Here is a 17,934-nt window from a genome sequence, read left to right as displayed (position 1 = left end):
AGACATTTTTAGTGTAATAATCCCAATGACTTTACTTACAACGAATTTACGTCCTGAATTTGATGCGATATATATGGAATTAGCCAAAAACTTGGCGCTACGTTCCCATTGTATCAAGGCTCAGGTGGGTGCCGTACTGACCAAAGATACACGAATCATCTCTATTGGCTATAACGGCCCTCCGGCAGGAACTCACAATTGCGACGAGGAGTTTCCGGAAGTGGGTTGCCCGCGAGACGCGAAAGGAAGTTGCTCTCTTGCCCTCCATGCCGAACAGAATGCAATTCTTTTCGCAGTGAAAAATGGATCGAATATTGAAGGATCAACCCTGTTTGTTACACTGGCACCTTGCATTGCCTGTGCACGGGTTATTTACACCATGAAAATTAAAAAGGTAATCTTTCTGAACTCTTACGCCGCGTACAAAGGAATTGCGGTCGAGGAAGGAGTAGAGTTTCTGCGTCGCTTTGGCGTAGAGGTAGAGCAATATGCGTTACCGTCCATTTAAATGAAGCTTGGGGTTTTGTTGAAAGCTGAGAACTTCAAATGATAATTTGAAGTTCTCAGCTTTCATATTAGTGATGATGACCGCCTTCGCCATGTACGTGTCCGTGATCAATCTCTTCTGCTGTTGCCGGACGAACGGAGATGATCTGACCTTCAAAATGCATGGATTTACCTGCCAGCGGATGATTGAAGTTCATCACAACCACCTCTTCTTTCAATTCTACGACTTGGCCATGCATGCGCTCGCCGTCTTCATTGGTCATAGGAATGATGTTACCTATCTGAAGCAATTCGTCCTGATTTACCTCATCAGTTTGAAAAACCGTTTTTGGCAGTTCCACCACCGCTTCGGGGTCAAATTCGCCATAACCTTCTTCGGCTTCCACGGTGAAATCAAAAGTATCACCAGGCGCAAGTCCCTCGATCTGACTTTCAAATCCCTCGGGCAGGCCGCTGATTCCCTGAATGAATAACATCGGATCCTGTTCGGTTACAACTTCTACAACGTCCATGTCTCCATCCTGATCAGGGATTCTCAGACTGTAGGTCAGCGTAACTACATTATTTTTTTCTACCTTCATTTTCTTGTTTGATTATTAATATCAGTGATTATGAAATAACTATTCCCGTTTCGTTCCAAAAGTACAAACGTAATTGAATTTTGCCAACTTGTCAGTTTTATGAACTTTTTAGCACACTTGCTATTGTCCGGAAGTAACGAAGGCATCATTATGGGTAATTTTGCCGGTGATTTTGTGAAAGGCCTTCTTACCCACGAAAAGACGATGAATTGGGATAAAGATTTTCTTTTGGGTGTTAAATTACATAGGTTCATAGATGCCTTTACAGACAGCCACCCGATCGTGAGAGAAACAAAAAGAGCAGTGGCTCAAACACAGGGGAAGCTGGCAGGAATAGCACTGGATATTTATTTCGATTATTTTCTGGCCAAAGATTTCCGTCATTATAGTCCCGAACCGTTGGAGCAATATGTGCCGACTATGTATGCCGTTTTCAAAAGAAATGAAATGCTTATTCCAAGCCAGATGACGCCGATGGTGTCAGCCATGGTCGAACAGGATTGGCTCACATCCTATGCTACCATTTCGGGTATTGGGCTTACTTTCAGAAGATTATCGAGACGTGCATTTTTTTTGTCTACCATAAGTGACGCTCATCTCGAATTACAGGAAGGGGAGAGCTATTATCAACTTCAATTCAATGCTTTTTTTCCCGAGCTCCAAATTGCCTCTGCTGAATTTTTAGCAATGAATGGTGCGTGAAGTTTTTTAAGTTTGTATGTAATCTGTTTGTTGCGTACCAAATAAAGAATTTAATCCATGGCCTTAACGCCTGACGTCATACTCAAAGAAATCAAAAGTAAAGTTTACAAGCCAGTTTATTTCCTTTACGGGGATGAGCCCTATTACCTGGATACCATTGCGGATATGCTTGAAAACCAGGTGGTACCTGAACATGAAAAGGGATTCAACCAATTTATAATCTACGGAAAGGACTCAGATGTTGCCGGCGTTTTGAGTTATGCCAGGAGATTCCCGTTTATGGCTGAGCGTCAACTCATTTTGGTTAAAGATGCCAACAAACTTGCTGGTATAGATTACAAGGATCAACTGGCCAGGCTTGAAGATTACGTTCAGAATCCGTTGAAAAGTACAGTACTGGTGCTGTGCTTTCAGGCGTCGGCAGATGAGCGAAAGAGCTTTATCAAGGCTTTCAATACACATGGAGCTGTGGTTCAGTCCAAAAAGTTGTACGATAACAAACTCCCGGAATGGGTTTCCGGCTACTGCCAGGGCGAAGGTGTGAAGATAAGCCCGAAAGCTGTTCAAATGCTGGTGGATAATATTGGAAACGACTTAAAGAGATTGACGAATGAAATTAAGAAAATAATGGTTAACCTCCGGGTGGATCAGGGGGTGGATGCAGATGTAGTGGAGCGGTTTGTGGGTATCAGCAAGGAGTATAATGTTTTTGAGTTTCAAAAGTCCCTGATCCAGCGTGACGTCATAAAAGCTAATCGGATTATTTCTCACTTTGCAGCAAATTCCAAAGACAATCCGCTGGCACCCATGCTGATCATTCTCTTTGGTTTTTTCTCCAAACTGCTCCTTGCTCATGCGAGCAGCGACAAATCTGAGCGGGGGCTTGCAGCGGAGTTGGGTGTCAATCCCTATTTTGTTAAGGATTACGCTCTGGCTATGAGAAATTATTCTTTGCCCAAGGTGACTCAAATTATTCATTATCTGCGCGAATGCGATGGACGTTTGAAAGGATTGGACGGCGTAAGTTATTCCGAAGGTGAGCTGCTCAAAGAATTGGTTTTTAAAATCGTTCACTAATTTCAGAACAGAGCAGTCGGGCATTATTCTACGATTGAATTCAGCAAGAAACGGTTTTCTGGCAAAAGTCGGGCATAGCATATTTGCAAAATGAATGAACTACCATCTATTCTTATCCCCGTTCCGCGCTGTTTTAGTTTTCAGGAATGCATCTGGTTTCTGGACAGGAATTATGACGATTGTCTGCATGTGATAGACCAGACTGGAATTAAAAAAGCGCTGGTAATTCATGACGAAATCCTTCTCATCAAAATTGTGGAACGACCTGGCTTTCTCGAAATCATGGTTTTATCTGGAGAGAATAATGCCACGATCAGGGAATATTTAGTCGGGTTTATAGTTGAATGGTTTGATATAAATCGGGATATTCAGCCCTTTTACGATCATTTGGCCAATGATCCTTACCTCGCATACATGTGCGAGGCCTTCGGTGGTTTGCGCCTGATGGGTATAGAGGATCTGTTTGAGGCGCTTTGCTGGAGCGTAATAGGCCAACAAATAAATCTTTCGTTCGCTTACCGGCTTAAAAGAAGGATTGTAGAACGATATGGAAGATTTGTTTCGTTTGAGAATGAGGTGTTTTTCACCTTTCCCGGTTACCAGGTATTGGCTTTGGCGGAGCCGGAAGATTTAAAGGCGATGCAGTTTTCTCAAAAGAAAGCAGAGTACGTTATAGGTTTGGCAAAGGCGTTTTCAAGTGGCGCACTGAGTAAGCAACGGGTTGCTGACCTGCCCGATTTTCCCAGCCGACAAAAATTGTTGATGTCTTACAAGGGTGTGGGATTATGGACGGCCAATTACGCCTTAATGAAATCTTTGCGTGAATCAGAGGGGATTCCACATGGTGATGTTGGACTTTTAAAGGCGCTTGTCGGTCATGGAATTATTTCCGACCGAAATGAAAAAGAAAAGATAGAGCAGTTTTTTAATTCATACAAAGGATGGGAGAATTACGTTGTAATTTATCTTTGGAGGAGTCTTGCGGACAGGCAACAGCTGCCCCTCCTTTGAAGTGAGACCCTAACATTGCTCTATGCACTTACCTCGTCGTTCTTACGCTCCCCAATTTGCTGTCTCCACATGGCATAGTACAGTCCTTTTTCATCCAGCAGATCGGAATGGCTGCCCATTTCGATTATTTTACCTTTTTCCAGAACATAAATACGGTCTGCATGCATAATGGTCGACAATCGGTGCGCGATCATTACGGTAATGTGTTGACGCTGATCTGTGATATGGCGGATGGTATTAGATATTTCTTCTTCGGTCAGGGAATCAAGGGCAGAGGTTGCTTCATCAAATATGATTAGATTCGGGTTGCGCAACAGTGCGCGGGCTATGGATAGTCGTTGACGTTCGCCTCCTGATAATTTCAGACCTCCTTCGCCTATGACGGTTTCAATTCCGTTCTCAGCCCGGGACAAAAGATTGTAGCACGCTGCCTTTTGTAAGACACTATCTATCATCTCGTCGCTTGCTAATGGGTTTACAAAAAGAAGGTTTTCCTTTATAGTCCCTGAAAAGAGCTGAGTATCCTGCGTTACGAAACCAATTTTGTTTCTCATTTCATCAAAATCAATTTCATTTCCACTGTTTTCATTGTAATAGATTGTGCCCGGGCTGGGGTGGTACAAGCCTACCAGTAGTTTTACGAGGGTGGTCTTACCCGAGCCGGAAGGTCCCACAAATGCAATCGTCTCCCCACGATTGACCTGAAATGAAATTTCCTCAAGAGCGGCCCTGTTGGCCGACTGATGCTGGAAACGCACATTTTCAAATCTGAGGCTCTCAATAGATTCTATAATGACAGGATTTGTGGGTTTTTTTTCAACCGGGCGGCTCAGCAGATTCTGCAGGTTCGCAAGCGAGGCTTCTGCCTCCCGATAGGACAAAATAACATTGCCAAGTTCTTGTAGAGGCCCAAAAATGAAAAAGGAGTAAAATTGCATCATCATCATCTGCCCTACGGTGATCTGGTCATAAAACACATAGTAAAGCAACGAAAACATGATACACTGCTGAAGAAAGTTGACAAAAGTTCCCTGGATAAAGCTGATGGAACGTATGCTTTTCACCTTTTTGAGTTCCAGTTTCAGGATCTTGAATGTGTTGGCGTTTAGCCTCAGTATTTCCTGCTGTGTCAATCCCAGACTTTTTATCAGTTCAATGTTTCTGAGTGACTCCGTGGTGGAACCTGCTAACGCAGTGGTTTCCTTCACAATGTTCTTCTGAATAACCTTGATTTTTCTGCTCAATAAACTCGTGAGGATGGCTAATACAACAGAGCCCACCAGGTATATGACCGGTAGCATAGGACTAAGCTTGAAGGCGACGATCACTACAAATACAATTCCGACCAATGTGGCAAAAAGTACGTTGACGAAGTTGGTGATAAATTTTTCACAATCGGCCCGTACTTTTTGTAAAACGGATAACGTCTCACCACTACGCTGATCTTCGAAATCTTGAAACGGAAGTCTTAGCGCATGCCGTAGCCCGTCTGTATACAGGTTTGCGCCAAATTTTTGGATGACAACATTCACAACGTAATCCTGAAATGCCTTTGCAATCCGGGAAACCATGGCAGTACCGATGATGAGTAGCAAGCCTATCAATACCCCCCGGAAGAATTCAGAATTGAGGCCGTTTTCACGGAAATGGCTGGCCTTGTTTGCAAACGGGTCTATCAGGTAATTACCTAATATGTATGGATTTAAAAGAGAAAATACCTGATTGATAGCGGCCAGGAGCAAAGCTAGTAGGATCAACCCTTTGAAGCGGCCGAGGTATTGTAACAATAATTTCATGGTGGTTATTTATCTATTTTAGTGTTGTATACAAGGGGGGCAAAATGTCCTGAGTAAAAGGAGAAGACATTCAACGACGTTGTCTTAGTATACAATCATCTTATGAGAAAGCGCTTCCCATCTCCTACAAACCGAAACTTTTGAAATTTAATTCTATGTACAAACAGAAAAAGGCACTCGAGGAGTGCCTTTTTCTGTTTGTAGCGGGGAGCAGGATCGAACTGCCGACCTTAGGGTTATGAATCCTACGCTCTAACCATCTGAGCTACCCCGCCGTAATTGTGGTGCAAAAGTATATCAAAATTATTTAAGAGGCAATAGCTTTTGATATTTCTTGACAAAATTTTAACTTACTGCAAATGCAGAATATGGTCCGATGATTTTTATAATTGAATTATGCTATATTACAGCTTTGAAACAGGACAGCTCATTGAATACAGTAAGGTCACTCTTTTAATACCTGATTATTATGGATAAATATAAGTTTGTTACCGAGTTTGAATTGCGTTCCTCTCCTAAAGTTTTATTTCCATATATATCAACCCCATCAGGTCTGGAACAGTGGTTTGCCGAAAAGGTAACCGTTTTGCCCGATCATCGGTTCGACTTTCAGTGGGATGGTGATAGTCACATTGCAAAGCAGACTGGTTTACGGATTAACAAGGCGGTGCGGTTCGAATTTGAAAATACGAGTGAGGATGAGCTCGACAATAACCATCTGGAATTGAAGCTCGAAGTGAGTGATCTTACTCAGACCACCTTTTTAAGGGTAACAGATTATTCGTCTAATAAGGACGAGGATGAACTATTATCCCTCTGGCATGGGTTTATGGATAATCTAAAAGAAATTGTTGGGAGTTAATGAAGAAGCTTGATAAGCTGGTTTTAGGGGCCTTCTGGGGGCCGTTTTTTATTACAATGTCGGTTGTGGTTTTCGTTTTTTTAATGAGGATCATGATTTTTTATATCGATGATTTCGTTTCCAAGGAGCTTGGCATTTTAGACTATGCAAGGCTCTTTTTCTTTTTTAGCCTGATCACTGTCCCTACGGCCCTGCCTCTTGCCATGTTGCTGTCGTCCCTGATGGCTTTTGGCAATCTGGGCGAGTTTTTTGAGCTTACTGCCATCAAAAGTGCCGGGATTTCTGTGGTCAGAGCCATGGCGCCATTGTTTATTGTAGCCATTGGAGTGACTATATTTTCGTTTTTTTTTAACGATCGTATATCGCCTTGGGCCAATCTAAAGGGCTATAGTTTATTGTATGACATCAAAACAACCAAGGCTACGCTGAAAATTAAAGACGGGATATTCTACAATGACCTTCCGGGATTTAGCATTAAAGTAGATAAAAAGGAAGAAAATGGTTTGATGAAGGGAATGGTTATTTACAAACATGATAGTCGTTCTTATGAACTGGGCAACACGACTATTATTCTGGCCGACTCCGGCAGGATGTACAGTAAAAATAATAACCGCTATTTGGTGATTGAGTTATTTAATGGAACGCAGTATATAGAAGAAGCCGGCAGGGGAGCCGGTACGTCATATCTTTCCTCTCCGGGAGCCACGCCTGTGATCACAAATTTTCAAAGGCATGAATTTGATCACTATGAGATGATCGAAAGTCTGTCGTCGTTTGGAATGAAACGAACAGACGAGGGGCAGTTCAAGTACCATGAGTTTATGAAAAACATAGCGGATCTGACTTCCACAGCGGATTCCATGCGGGCAAGTTACGTGGAGACCAAAAAAAATCTTGTCCCAAACAGCCAGCAGTATTTCTCTTATGACTTTAAACAGGGAACGGACAAGTTGCTGAAGCCAGGCAAGTGGATCGATTCCCTTGTTAGCCTGCCAGTGAGCGATAGTTTGAAGAACGAGATTTTGGTCAATGCGAAAAGTGCGGCTTCCAGTATGCTCAGCTATACGAGTAGGGAAGTGGATAATTTGCAGACTAAACTTAAGGACGCCAACAAATACGAACTTGAAAAGCATCATAAGTACACGCAGGCGCTCTCTTGTCTGATCATGTTTTTGATTGGAGCCCCTCTTGGTGCCATTATCAAGAAAGGTGGATTTGGAGTCCCCGTATTGGTTTCCATACTCTTCTTTATTCTTCTTTATGTGATTACCAACCAGGGAGATAAGTGGGTGAAGGAGGGATTGCTGAGTGTTCCCGTTGGAGCGTGGATGGCCAATACTTTATTATTCCTAACCGGTTTATACTTCGTTGACAGAGCCCGGAGTGACTCTGCCTTGTTTGATAAAGATGTGTATCAAATGTTTATTAAAAAAATGAAGTTGAAATGGACAGGTAGATTCGCGAATCGAGAACTTATAGAATCATAGTTATATTATATTTCCTAATGCAAAATATAATTACTACTTTTGCGTCCTTATTCACCGCATAGTGCAGTGAAATTCACATATTTAATCTGTTGTTACAATCATGTATTTAACCACGGAAAAGAAGAGAGAGATCTTCGAGACTAAGGGTTTTAAAAAAGAAGGTGGAGACACTGGTTCCGCTGAATCACAAATTGCTTTATTTACGTATCGTATCAATTATTTGAACGAACACTTAAAGACGCACAAAAAAGACAATGATACCCGCCTTGGCCTACTGAAAATGGTAGGGAAGCGCAGAAGATTATTGGATTATCTTTACAAAAATGACATTGCTCGCTACCGCGCGATCATTGCCGAACTGAACATTCGTAAGTAAGTTATCAATCAGGGAACTTCCTCACAAGGTAAGTTCCCTGATTTTTTGCGGAATTTTATCTGATTTACACAAGAAACGTTTTGATGACGTCTCTATCGCTTTTCAAACATCACATATTCTATGCTCTTTAACATAGTTACCAAAACTATACCTCTTCCTGATGGGAGAGAAATTACCATTGAAACAGGAAAATTGGCAAAACAAGCAGACGGTTCTGTAGTTGTACGTATGGGTAATACGATGCTTCTGGCAACTGTCGTGGCTAATAAGGAAATACGCGAAGGCATTGATTTTCTACCAATGTCTGTTGACTACCAGGAAAAGTTTGCCTCTGCGGGAAGGATTCCAGGAAGTTTCATGCGTCGTGAAGGTAAACTTTCAGACCATGAGGTTTTGGTCAGCCGCCTCGTTGACAGGGTGCTTCGTCCTTTATTTCCTGACGACTACCACGCTGAAATTCAGGTTAATATCATGCTTATGTCGGCTGATCTTGAAGCCTTACCCGACGCACTCGCAGCATTGGCTGCCTCAGCGGCACTCGCTGCTTCCGATATTCCCTTTGGTGGGCCGGTGTCAGAGGTTAGAGTGGCCAAAGTCGATGGTAAACTTATTGTTAACCCGGGAACCTCTCAACTGGAAAATGCTACACTGGAATTAATCGTCGGAGCTACTTATGACGATATTACAATGGTAGAAGGTGAAATGGATGAGGTGTCAGAAGAGGAAGTGATTGAGGCACTGAGATTCGCTCACGAAGTGATCAAACAACAGTGTCTGGCTCTGAAGGAGTTTGAAGCAGCGGTTGGAAAAGTGGAAAAGAGAGAATATCCTGGTGATCTTCAGGACGAAGAGCTTGAAGCGCGTGTCAGATCTTATTGTTATGACAAGGTGTATGCAGTGGCGCAGTTGGGATCTTCCAATAAGCAAGTGCGTAAGGACGGCTTCAAGGCTGTTCTTGCTGAGTTCATGGAAACCATTGGTGAAGAGGAGGTGGTAAATACCTCTCTGATCAAGCGTTATTTTCACGATCTGGAATATGATGCATCACGTCGGTTGGTATTGGATGAAAGGAAAAGGTTGGACGGTCGTCGCCTGGATCAGGTACGCCCGATCGCCTCAGAAATCGATTTTTTACCAAACGCACATGGTTCTGCGTTGTTTACCCGCGGTGAGACACAGTCGCTGACAACGGTGACATTAGGAACTAAAAATGACGAACAAATTATAGATACCCCGTTGAAATACGGTTACAGTAAATTTCTTCTTCATTATAATTTCCCTGGTTTTTCTACCGGTGAAGTAAAACCCAATCGTGGCCCTGGTCGTCGCGAGGTGGGACATGGTAACCTTGCGTTACGTGCCCTTAAAAAGGTCCTGCCTGTTGCAGAAGATAATCCTTATACTATTCGAATTGTTTCAGATATTCTTGAATCGAATGGGTCTTCTTCAATGGCAACCGTTTGTGCAGGTTCTCTTGCTTTGATGGACTCGGGACTTAAAATCAAGGCGCCGGTTTCCGGAATTGCCATGGGATTGATTTCAGATGAGAAGACCGGTCAGTACGCCGTTTTGTCTGATATCCTTGGAGATGAAGATCACCTGGGGGATATGGACTTCAAGGTAACCGGAACAGATAAAGGAATCACCGCATGCCAGATGGACATCAAAGTGAATGGCCTTTCGTTCGAAGTGTTATCTGAAGCTTTACTTCAGGCAAAAGCAGGAAGATTGCATATTTTGGGCGAAATGAATAAAACCATAAAAGAAAGTCGCCCGGATCTGAAACCTCACACCCCTCGCGCCGTCGTAATAAAAATTGACCGCGAAATGATTGGAGCTGTAATCGGACCTGGTGGTAAGGTGGTACAGGATATTCAAAAGGAATCTGGAGCAACCGTATCGATAGAGGAAAAAGATGGTGCAGGTTTTGTAAGTATATTCTCTGCGGATAAGACTTCAATGGATAAAGCAGTTTCACGTATACGCGGTATCATTTTGGTTCCTGAGATAGGCGAAGTTTATTCAGGTAAAGTGAAATCAATAATGCCCTTCGGAGCCTTCGTTGAGTTCCTTCCAGGTAAAGATGGTTTGTTGCATATTTCGGAGATCAAATGGGAAAGGATCGAAAACATGGATGGAGTGCTGGAAGTTGGTGAAGAGGTACAAGTAAAACTGGTTGAGGTAGATAAAAAGACTGGTAAATACCGTTTATCCAGAAAAGTATTACTTCCAAAACCGGAGAACAAAAACGCATAAAATTGTGTTTTTGGAACAAGGGCATTAGCTAATGTCGTTATTTACACATATTAATATAAGAATTTAGGATGAGACAGCTCAAGATCAGTAAACAAATAACCAACCGTGAAAGTCAGTCATTAGATAAATATTTGCAGGAGATAGGTAAGGTTGATTTGTTGACGCCGGATGAGGAAGTGACGTTAGCTCAAAAGATCAGGGATGGAGATCAGCTTGCACTAGAGAGGTTAACAAAAGCGAACTTGCGTTTTGTCGTATCCGTTGCAAAACAATACCAGAATCAAGGACTTTCATTGGGTGACCTGATCAACGAAGGAAATTTAGGTTTGATTAAAGCTGCGCAACGTTTTGATGAGACGCGTGGATTTAAATTTATATCATATGCAGTTTGGTGGATACGCCAGTCCATTCTTCAAGCACTTGCGGAACAGTCGCGTATTGTAAGGCTTCCTCTTAATCGGGTGGGCTCTTTAAATAAGATTTCTAAAACATTTTCGGAACTTGAACAGCGCTTCGAACGCGAACCTTCGCCGGAGGAACTAGCCGAAGTTCTTGAAATTTCGTCTTCCGAAGTTGTCGATACGATGAAAATTTCTGGTAGGCATGTCTCAATGGATGCACCATTTGTTCAGGGGGAAGAAAATAGCCTTTTGGATGTTTTGGAAAATGATCTGGAGGACAAACCCGATTCAGGCCTCGTAAACGAATCGTTGCGGAAAGAGGTACAGCGTGCACTTTGCACACTTACACAGCGGGAAGCAGATGTAATTGCTTTATATTTCGGGCTGAATGGTGAGCACGCGATGACTTTGGAGGAAATAGGGGAGAAGTTCAACCTTACTCGTGAAAGAGTTCGTCAGATCAAAGAAAAGGCGATCAGAAGACTACGTCATGTATCCAGAAGTAAAGCTTTGAAGACCTATTTGGGGTAATCAAAGTATGTTGTTCCTGTCGTACATCGTATTGAATTCCTGTAATTATATCAAAAGGCCTCTTTCGAGGCCTTTTTTGTACATCTGAATATGGCCGTTTTACAACCCATTGTTGATATTGCTGAAATATGCCACAGGCATGGCATTCGACGCGTAGTCGTTTCACCCGGATCGCGTAGCGCTGCGCTAACCCTTGCTTTCGTGAGGCATGGCGGCTTTCAAGTTCAGGTTGTTATTGATGAGCGCTCAGCCGGTTTTATCGCCTTGGGTATGGCTTTAGATTCGGAAGTGCCGGTGGTGATGATATGCACATCAGGCAGTGCTGCATATAATTACGCACCGTCTGTGTCCGAGGCCTTTTTTCAACAAGTACCCTTGCTTGTCTTCACGGCTGACCGTCCCCGTGAATGGATCCACCAACACGACGGGCAGACAATCTTCCAGTCAGAAATATTTGGCAGTCATGTGCGGAAATTTTTTGAATTGCCCGCGGACTATGGGCATGAAGATGCGTGCTGGGCGATCAACCGGATGGTGAATGATGCTATTTTATCATGCACTGGCGTACCCTTCGGACCCGTTCATGTTAATGTTCCCATCAGAGAACCATTTTATCCATTGGAGGGGGAGGTTTTCGCACCGTCTAATAATCTCCGTGTTGTAAATCGGATTCCAGCCCTTTCAACGTTGTCTTCCGACAGTTGGAATACGCTGTTGGAAAAGTGGGATTCTTGCGGCAGGATTCTTATAGTAGCTGGTCAATCTAAGTTTAATGCAAATTTGAACAACGTACTCAGTCAGATTTCAGAAGAATTGGACGTAGTAATCGTGGCAGATTGTATCAGTAACGTCAGGAATGATTCTAAGTTTATTTCCTACCACGATCTTTTTTTACCCAATCAAAACCCTGACGATTTACGTCCAGACTTATTGATTACATTCGGCCTTTCCGTTATTTCCAAAGCGTTAAAACAATTTTTACAGAAAAATCCAGCACTGCATCATTGGCACGTCAGTGAAGATTCGCATTTGGTAGATACCTTCCAGTCTTTAACCTGTCAGATTCCTGTATCCCCAGAGTATTTTTTCGAAAATATTTTTGAAAAGCTTGATTACCAGTTGTTTGTACAGGGAGGTGAGCCTGAAACGGATCCATCGTTTTTGACGAACTGGGTCAGAAGTAATAATCAGGCAAAGCAGCTTCTGTATGCTTATTTGGATAATCTATCATTGTTAAATGATTTATCAGTGATATATGGTGCTATTTTGTGCCTGAATGATCATTGGAGGATACATGTTGCAAACAGCATGCCTGTTCGATATTTGAATGTTCTAGGGGATACATTGGGAAACCGTATGGTTGCCTCCAACAGGGGGACAAGTGGAATAGATGGTTGTGTGAGTACGGCTATCGGTGATGCTTTGGTATCGGATAATTCTGTTTTGCTGATCACTGGCGATCTGGCATTCCTTTACGACCGTAACGGATTAATTATAAATTCACTTCCTGCTAATTTAAAAGTTCTTGTTGTAAACAATGCCGGGGGCAATATTTTCAGAATGATTGATGGACCTTCCAAACTGCCTGAACTTGAGGATTTCTTTGAAACAAGACATCAGTTTTCCGCTAAAGGTACAGCCCAGGATTCAAGAATTAATTATTTGACCGCCACAAGTAAGCACCAACTGGAAGAATTACTACCCAGTTTTCTTTCAGGCAACGGAATGTCGATACTTGAAGTGTTTACGGACCCGGAAGAAAATAGCCGGGCATGGAAAGGGCTTAAAGCGCATGTAAGAGCGAAGTGGTAATCATTGGCACTTGTTCCTAAGCTCAGCAATGGAAATGCTGTCGCTTAGTATTTTACCTTGGTTCCATAATTCACATGCTTTCACTTTATTTTTTAACTCCCAATAGGTAAGTCCGGTCAAGCCGTATAACATATCAACGTTTTGTGCAAGATCTATTGCTTTTGAAAATTCAGCTAGTGCCGCCTGAGGTTGTTTGGTCCGTTGAAAATAGATGCCCAGATTGCGCAATGCATAACCATTTTCGGGCATGATCTCTATTGCTCTATCCAGCAATCTCTTCGCACCCACTAAATCGTTGTTTTGTAGAAGAGCGTATGCTTTGTTGTTTAACGCTAGCGGGTCTGACGGATTTTTGTTAAGAATCAGATCAAAATAGGCCGTTGCCTGCTTCCAATTCTTATCTCTAATGGAAATAAGACCAAGATTGTTTAAGGCTTCTGGCTGGGAGGGGTTCAATTGGGAAGCCTTTAAGAAGTCTCGCTTTGCCTGTAAATACGAGTTCATATGATAATAAACCGCCCCTCGATTGACCAGGGCTTCTACATTATTCGGATCTAAGGTGAGGGCCTGGTCATAATCCGCAAGTGCTCCTGCTTCATCATCCTGGGCTTGCATCAGATTGCCTTTGATCAGAAAGTAACGTGACGAATCTTTGTATGCTTTCGCAATTGATTTCAAATCTTGCTTTGCCAGCTCGAAATTGCGTAACTGGATATTGGCTTCGGATCTCACCAGATTTGCCTGTATGAGACTCGCATCAACCTCTATTGCTTTTGTTAGATTGTCAACGGCATCATTTGTGCGATTTAACTTCAACAAACAGATACCTTTGTTGAGATAGGCATCTGCAAATTCAGAATTCTTTGAGATTGCCTCATCGTAGAGACGGAGAGCCTCGGCATGGTTGTTTTCCTGATAGGCCCGGTTGGCTTTCAGAAAAAAATCCGATGCATCCTTTTTATTCTGGTTGTCACATGATTGAAGCATTAGTGCTATTAATATTAGTACTAATGCAGAGGTGACAGGATTGAGAACACGGGCATTGAATTGATTACAATAAATAACTTTTTTTAGCATGAGATATATTAAGGACATTATTAATCCGGACTTTAAAATTAGCATTTATCAATGGAACAATAAATACATTGTAAAGATTGAAACCGGAATGCTTGAACAAACATACAAGATTGATGAATATGATGTAACGTCAGTTGATGAAATTGAAAGTTCTCTTGATGAAAGTTTTTTGGCATCTGTTAGGAAAAGGTTCGATGACATGGGAACGGATTTCAATGATACTTTGCTCCGAAATGAGGTTATTTTCTAATTCGTCCCTACATTACAAAAATTCTCGTTTATATCCGTTATTATACGGTTTTGATGCGGTTTTCGTTTAATAACAAATATTTGTGGCACGTTGAAAGTCTTTTATTTATTTTATGATTGTAAACATTAAATCCCCACTAATCTCGATCAAAAACACCCCTATGCTCTTAAAACGCAGTAGTTATACGTTTGGTCTCTTTCTATGTGCTGGTGGGTTGACAGTTCAGGCTCAGAATACCATGAGTCTTACGGCTCCTGAGGCACACTTTCGCAACGGCCTGGAATATTATGAAAAGTCCAACTTTGTCGCATCCAGGCAAGAGTTCAATGAATTTTTGAATACCCAGGACAAGCTCCTGAGTACCGGCGATTACAATAAAGTAACGGCGGAGTATTACGTGGCCGTGACCGGTCTGTATCTGAATTATCCAGAGGCGGAAGTGCAGGTTGATCGGTTTGTCAAAAACCATGCGGAACACCCCAAGGCGCAACAGATTTACAGCGACCTGGGTAAGTATTATTATGAAGCCGGGGAGTATGAGAAGGCGATTACATACTTGGAAAAAGCGATTAAAACCGCTGGTAACAATGCAAAGAAAATGGAAAGCACGTACCAGCTTGCCATGTCGTACTACAACACCAAACAGATGGATCTGGCTCTGCCCCTTTTTAATCAGGTTAAGACAGAGACCACCTTTGCCAATGCGGGTGATGCATCCTTCTACTCGGGCGTTATTAACTATCAGCGTAATAAATTTGAAGAAGCCTATCAGGATTTTAAAAGGGTACAAGATCATCCATACTATAAGAATGAAGCGCCTAACTGGATTATTTCGTCGCTCTATCAGTTGAAAAGATATGATGAGCTGGTGCAATACGGAGAAAAGATCCTGGGTCAGCAGAAGGGGAATACTAAACTGGATGATGTGGCTCTCTACGTAGCCGAAGTGTATTATGAAAAAGAGGATTATCCAGCGGCAGTTTTAGCATACGAACGGTTCAAGAAGATGAAACCAGGTGCTTTGCCCCCGGCTGTTGTCTTACACCATGGTCACGCGTTATTTAGAACTAATAATTATGAAGGGGCAATAGGCGCTCTTAAACCGATTTCAAACGGCAAAGATTCTGTATCGCAGTACTCGTCATATCTATTGGGAATCAGCTATTTAAAGACATCTAAGTTAAGTAATGCTTTAACGTCCTTTGGGCATGCATCCACTTTGGGCTTTAATGCCACCGTCAAGGAAGAGTCGGCCTATAACCACGCAAAAATCCAGCTTGATTTAGGAAGTAACAATGAAGCGATTAAGGAGCTGAACGATTTTATGGCTAAGTACCCTAATAGCAAACATACGGATGAGGCAACGGAGTTGGTTGCCGACGGCTATGCAGGTGCAAGTAACAATTTAGGTGCAATCAAATATATTGAAGGACTGTCCAAGCGCAATGCTAAAATTAATGGCACCTATCAAAGGCTCACCTACAACCAGGGTGTTACTGATTTTAATCAGGAACGATTCGAGTCGGCGATTACCTATTTTGACAAATCCTTGAAATACCCTATCGACGAGTCCATTTCAATATCTGCAAATTATTACAAGGCTGATTCTTATTCCGGTTTGAAAAGGAGTGCGGAAGCGGTAAGCCTTTACAGTCAGATTGCCAAAAATTCCAAAGCCGGTATTTATGCGCGAAAGAGTCTTTATGCATTAGGATATCATTATTATAATCAGAAGAAATATGCTCAGGCGCTTGGATACTTTAAGGAATTTGTAAGTAACACACAGGGTATGGACGCGCAGGTGATCGAGGATGCACATGTACGGCTGGCCGATTGCTACCTTGCTGCCAAGAATTATAACGAAGCCATAAGTACCTACGAACAGGTTTCAGCTAAGGGCAAGGTGGACAAGGATTATGCCTTGTTTCAAAAAGGACGTGCTTATGTTTACATGAGTAAAGAACAGGAGGCTCGTCGGCAGTTTGAGCTCTTAATTGGTGGATATCCTTCTTCGCGGTATCTGGATGATGCCTATTTTCAAATGGCCGATATCGATTTTAAGAATGGTTCGTATTCGGCGGCCGTAAAAGGATTTACACGTTTGATCAACGAAAAGCCCAAAAGTTATCTGATCCCCGCTGCATTGCTCAGGAGAGCTCAATCGTATTACAACCTGCAGGTGTATGAGCAGGCAATCGTAGATTTTAAAAAGGTACTCACCGAATATCCTGAATCACCTTCGGCGAGCAGCGCTTTGGAAGGAATTCAGGAGAGTTATACCGCCGTGGGCAGGCCGGAAGAGTTTTCGCAGGTGATTGGCGCCGTTAGAAAAAATAACCCGGGTAACGAAAAATTGGAGGAGGTGGAGTTTGATAACGTACGGAATCTTTATTACGCTGAAAAGTATCAAAATGCTAAAACTGCTCTTTTAGACTTTTTGAATACTTACCCTTCAAGCAAGCACCAGTACGATGCAAGGTTCTTCATCGCTTCTTCATTCGATAAATTAGGAAGTGTAAACGAAGCATTACAGTACTATGCAAAGGTAGTACAGGACAATCGTTCCACTTTTGTAGCTGCTGCTGCCCAGCGCTCTGCTGAGTTGGAAATAGGCAGGGGTAATTACAACAACGCAGTCACAAACTTCAGGATATTACTTAGAAATTCTGAAAGTAAAAAAGAGCAAACGCAGGCTTGGATTGGTCTGATGGATACCTATTACAGTCTGAAAAGTTATGACTCCACCTTGTATTATGCCCGGGAGGTAATTAATGTAGGCAATGTGATTCCAGGAGGATTAGGAAAAGCGCAACTGTACTTGGGCAAGGTGCCGTATGAAAAGGGCGATCTGGTAAAGGCGTCTGAGGAGTTTAAGAAACTTGCCATTTCTTCAAAAGATGAATATGGGGCAGAAGCCAGCTACTGGAATGCCACCATACTGAATAAAAATAAAAAATATAAAGAAGCGGAGACGGCTATTATTGAAATGGCTAAAAATTTCGAAGGTTTTGATTACTGGCGGGTACGTTCATTTATTTTGCTCTCCGAGGTCTATATGGGAATGAATGACTTAGGTCAGGCCAAGGCAACACTTACTTCGATTATCGAGAATTCGGATGACAAAGAGGCGGTGGAACTGGCCAAAACCAAATTGTCTCAAATCGAAAAACAGAAATGATAATCGTTTTTAAAAATCTGCAAAAAATAT

At 42.4% G+C, this 17,934-nt stretch carries 15 protein-coding genes and 1 tRNA gene; 12 read left to right on the top strand and 4 right to left on the bottom strand.

Annotated elements, in window-relative coordinates; translation table 11 throughout:
• Nucleotides 1–25: 25 nt before the first annotated feature.
• The gene (locus DYADSP32_RS04200) at nt 26–508 is read left to right on the top strand and encodes a dCMP deaminase family protein (protein WP_149243896.1); all 483 of its coding nucleotides are present in this window, start codon (nt 26–28) and stop codon (nt 506–508) included.
• A 67-nt stretch (nt 509–575) separates the two neighbouring features.
• Here DYADSP32_RS04200 and DYADSP32_RS04195 read toward each other — a convergent pair whose 3' ends face one another.
• Nucleotides 576–1,088 (bottom strand): FKBP-type peptidyl-prolyl cis-trans isomerase, encoded by a 513-nt coding sequence (locus DYADSP32_RS04195; protein ID WP_149243897.1) that lies wholly within the window; start codon nt 1,086–1,088, stop codon nt 576–578.
• A 99-nt stretch (nt 1,089–1,187) separates the two neighbouring features.
• Here DYADSP32_RS04195 and DYADSP32_RS04190 point away from each other — a divergent pair, with 99 nt between their 5' ends.
• The 3 genes from DYADSP32_RS04190 to DYADSP32_RS04180 all read left to right on the top strand — a co-directional run bounded on the left by DYADSP32_RS04190 (nt 1,188) and on the right by DYADSP32_RS04180 (nt 3,878).
• The gene (locus DYADSP32_RS04190) at nt 1,188–1,790 is read left to right on the top strand and encodes an ACP phosphodiesterase (RefSeq protein ID WP_149243898.1); all 603 of its coding nucleotides are present in this window, start codon (nt 1,188–1,190) and stop codon (nt 1,788–1,790) included.
• A 57-nt stretch (nt 1,791–1,847) separates the two neighbouring features.
• The gene (holA, locus tag DYADSP32_RS04185; protein WP_149243899.1) at nt 1,848–2,867 is read left to right on the top strand and encodes a DNA polymerase III subunit delta; all 1,020 of its coding nucleotides are present in this window, start codon (nt 1,848–1,850) and stop codon (nt 2,865–2,867) included.
• 90 nt (nt 2,868–2,957) lie between these two features.
• Nucleotides 2,958–3,878 carry a DNA-3-methyladenine glycosylase family protein gene (locus tag DYADSP32_RS04180; protein ID WP_149243900.1) on the top strand — a complete coding sequence of 307 codons (921 nt, stop codon included), beginning with the start codon at nt 2,958–2,960 and terminating at the stop codon, nt 3,876–3,878.
• A 20-nt stretch (nt 3,879–3,898) separates the two neighbouring features.
• On the opposite strand, the gene DYADSP32_RS04175 is transcribed toward DYADSP32_RS04180, so the two are convergent.
• On the bottom strand, nt 3,899–5,674 hold the full coding sequence (locus tag DYADSP32_RS04175; RefSeq protein ID WP_149243901.1) for an ABC transporter ATP-binding protein: 1,776 nt from the start codon (nt 5,672–5,674) through the stop codon (nt 3,899–3,901).
• 201 nt (nt 5,675–5,875) lie between these two features.
• Nucleotides 5,876–5,949: transfer RNA gene (locus DYADSP32_RS04170), tRNA-Met, on the bottom strand.
• A gap of 194 nt (nt 5,950–6,143) precedes the next feature.
• On the opposite strand from DYADSP32_RS04170, the gene DYADSP32_RS04165 reads away from it, so the two are divergent.
• The 6 genes from DYADSP32_RS04165 (at nt 6,144) to menD (ending at nt 13,399) form a co-directional block, all read left to right on the top strand.
• Nucleotides 6,144–6,536 carry an START-like domain-containing protein gene (locus tag DYADSP32_RS04165; RefSeq protein WP_149243902.1) on the top strand — a complete coding sequence of 131 codons (393 nt, stop codon included), beginning with the start codon at nt 6,144–6,146 and terminating at the stop codon, nt 6,534–6,536.
• Complete coding sequence (locus DYADSP32_RS04160; RefSeq protein ID WP_149243903.1) at nt 6,536–8,023, top strand: LptF/LptG family permease; 1,488 nt, start codon at nt 6,536–6,538, stop codon at nt 8,021–8,023. Before DYADSP32_RS04165 ends, DYADSP32_RS04160 begins: the two co-directional genes overlap by 1 nt.
• 100 nt (nt 8,024–8,123) lie before the next feature.
• Complete coding sequence (gene rpsO / locus DYADSP32_RS04155; protein ID WP_149243904.1) at nt 8,124–8,399, top strand: 30S ribosomal protein S15; 276 nt, start codon at nt 8,124–8,126, stop codon at nt 8,397–8,399.
• A gap of 120 nt (nt 8,400–8,519) precedes the next feature.
• Nucleotides 8,520–10,655 carry a polyribonucleotide nucleotidyltransferase gene (gene pnp / locus DYADSP32_RS04150; RefSeq protein WP_149243905.1) on the top strand — a complete coding sequence of 712 codons (2,136 nt, stop codon included), beginning with the start codon at nt 8,520–8,522 and terminating at the stop codon, nt 10,653–10,655.
• 68 nt (nt 10,656–10,723) lie between these two features.
• Nucleotides 10,724–11,587: an RNA polymerase sigma factor RpoD/SigA gene (locus DYADSP32_RS04145; RefSeq protein ID WP_015810559.1), complete on the top strand. Its 864-nt coding sequence runs from the start codon at nt 10,724–10,726 to the stop codon at nt 11,585–11,587.
• 90 nt (nt 11,588–11,677) lie between these two features.
• Nucleotides 11,678–13,399, top strand: a complete 1,722-nt coding sequence (gene menD, locus DYADSP32_RS04140) for a 2-succinyl-5-enolpyruvyl-6-hydroxy-3-cyclohexene-1-carboxylic-acid synthase (protein WP_149243906.1) — start codon at nt 11,678–11,680, stop codon at nt 13,397–13,399.
• Here the strand turns inward: menD and DYADSP32_RS04135 are convergent, their stop codons facing one another.
• A complete protein-coding gene (locus DYADSP32_RS04135) occupies nt 13,400–14,476 on the bottom strand; it encodes a tetratricopeptide repeat protein (protein ID WP_149243907.1) in 1,077 nt (358 codons plus the stop codon).
• On the opposite strand from DYADSP32_RS04135, the gene DYADSP32_RS04130 reads away from it, so the two are divergent.
• Together DYADSP32_RS04130 and DYADSP32_RS04125 are read left to right on the top strand one after the other, a co-directional pair.
• Nucleotides 14,475–14,726 carry a hypothetical protein gene (locus DYADSP32_RS04130; RefSeq protein ID WP_149243908.1) on the top strand — a complete coding sequence of 84 codons (252 nt, stop codon included), beginning with the start codon at nt 14,475–14,477 and terminating at the stop codon, nt 14,724–14,726. The genes DYADSP32_RS04135 and DYADSP32_RS04130 overlap by 2 nt on opposite strands.
• 160 nt (nt 14,727–14,886) lie before the next feature.
• Complete coding sequence (locus DYADSP32_RS04125; RefSeq protein WP_149243909.1) at nt 14,887–17,904, top strand: tetratricopeptide repeat protein; 3,018 nt, start codon at nt 14,887–14,889, stop codon at nt 17,902–17,904.
• Nucleotides 17,905–17,934: the final 30 nt, after the last annotated feature.

The sequence above is a fragment of the Dyadobacter sp. 32 genome, from assembly GCF_902506755.1.
Taxonomy (GTDB): Bacteria; Bacteroidota; Bacteroidia; order Cytophagales; family Spirosomataceae; genus Dyadobacter.
This window is presented reverse-complemented; position numbering and strand designations above follow the sequence as displayed.

What these genes read in the sequence shown, in the direction of transcription:
- DYADSP32_RS04200 (WP_149243896.1), top strand. Translation starts at nt 26, where the DNA reads ATGACTTTACTTACAACGAATTTACGTCCTGAATTTGATGCGATATAT.
- DYADSP32_RS04195 (WP_149243897.1), bottom strand. Translation starts at nt 1,088, where the DNA reads ATGAAGGTAGAAAAAAATAATGTAGTTACGCTGACCTACAGTCTGAGA.
- DYADSP32_RS04190 (WP_149243898.1), top strand. Translation starts at nt 1,188, where the DNA reads ATGAACTTTTTAGCACACTTGCTATTGTCCGGAAGTAACGAAGGCATC.
- holA (WP_149243899.1), top strand. Translation starts at nt 1,848, where the DNA reads ATGGCCTTAACGCCTGACGTCATACTCAAAGAAATCAAAAGTAAAGTT.
- DYADSP32_RS04180 (WP_149243900.1), top strand. Translation starts at nt 2,958, where the DNA reads ATGAATGAACTACCATCTATTCTTATCCCCGTTCCGCGCTGTTTTAGT.
- DYADSP32_RS04175 (WP_149243901.1), bottom strand. Translation starts at nt 5,674, where the DNA reads ATGAAATTATTGTTACAATACCTCGGCCGCTTCAAAGGGTTGATCCTA.
- DYADSP32_RS04165 (WP_149243902.1), top strand. Translation starts at nt 6,144, where the DNA reads ATGGATAAATATAAGTTTGTTACCGAGTTTGAATTGCGTTCCTCTCCT.
- DYADSP32_RS04160 (WP_149243903.1), top strand. Translation starts at nt 6,536, where the DNA reads ATGAAGAAGCTTGATAAGCTGGTTTTAGGGGCCTTCTGGGGGCCGTTT.
- rpsO (WP_149243904.1), top strand. Translation starts at nt 8,124, where the DNA reads ATGTATTTAACCACGGAAAAGAAGAGAGAGATCTTCGAGACTAAGGGT.
- pnp (WP_149243905.1), top strand. Translation starts at nt 8,520, where the DNA reads ATGCTCTTTAACATAGTTACCAAAACTATACCTCTTCCTGATGGGAGA.
- DYADSP32_RS04145 (WP_015810559.1), top strand. Translation starts at nt 10,724, where the DNA reads ATGAGACAGCTCAAGATCAGTAAACAAATAACCAACCGTGAAAGTCAG.
- menD (WP_149243906.1), top strand. Translation starts at nt 11,678, where the DNA reads ATGGCCGTTTTACAACCCATTGTTGATATTGCTGAAATATGCCACAGG.
- DYADSP32_RS04130 (WP_149243908.1), top strand. Translation starts at nt 14,475, where the DNA reads ATGAGATATATTAAGGACATTATTAATCCGGACTTTAAAATTAGCATT.
- DYADSP32_RS04135 (WP_149243907.1), bottom strand. Translation starts at nt 14,476, where the DNA reads ATGCTAAAAAAAGTTATTTATTGTAATCAATTCAATGCCCGTGTTCTC.
- DYADSP32_RS04125 (WP_149243909.1), top strand. Translation starts at nt 14,887, where the DNA reads ATGCTCTTAAAACGCAGTAGTTATACGTTTGGTCTCTTTCTATGTGCT.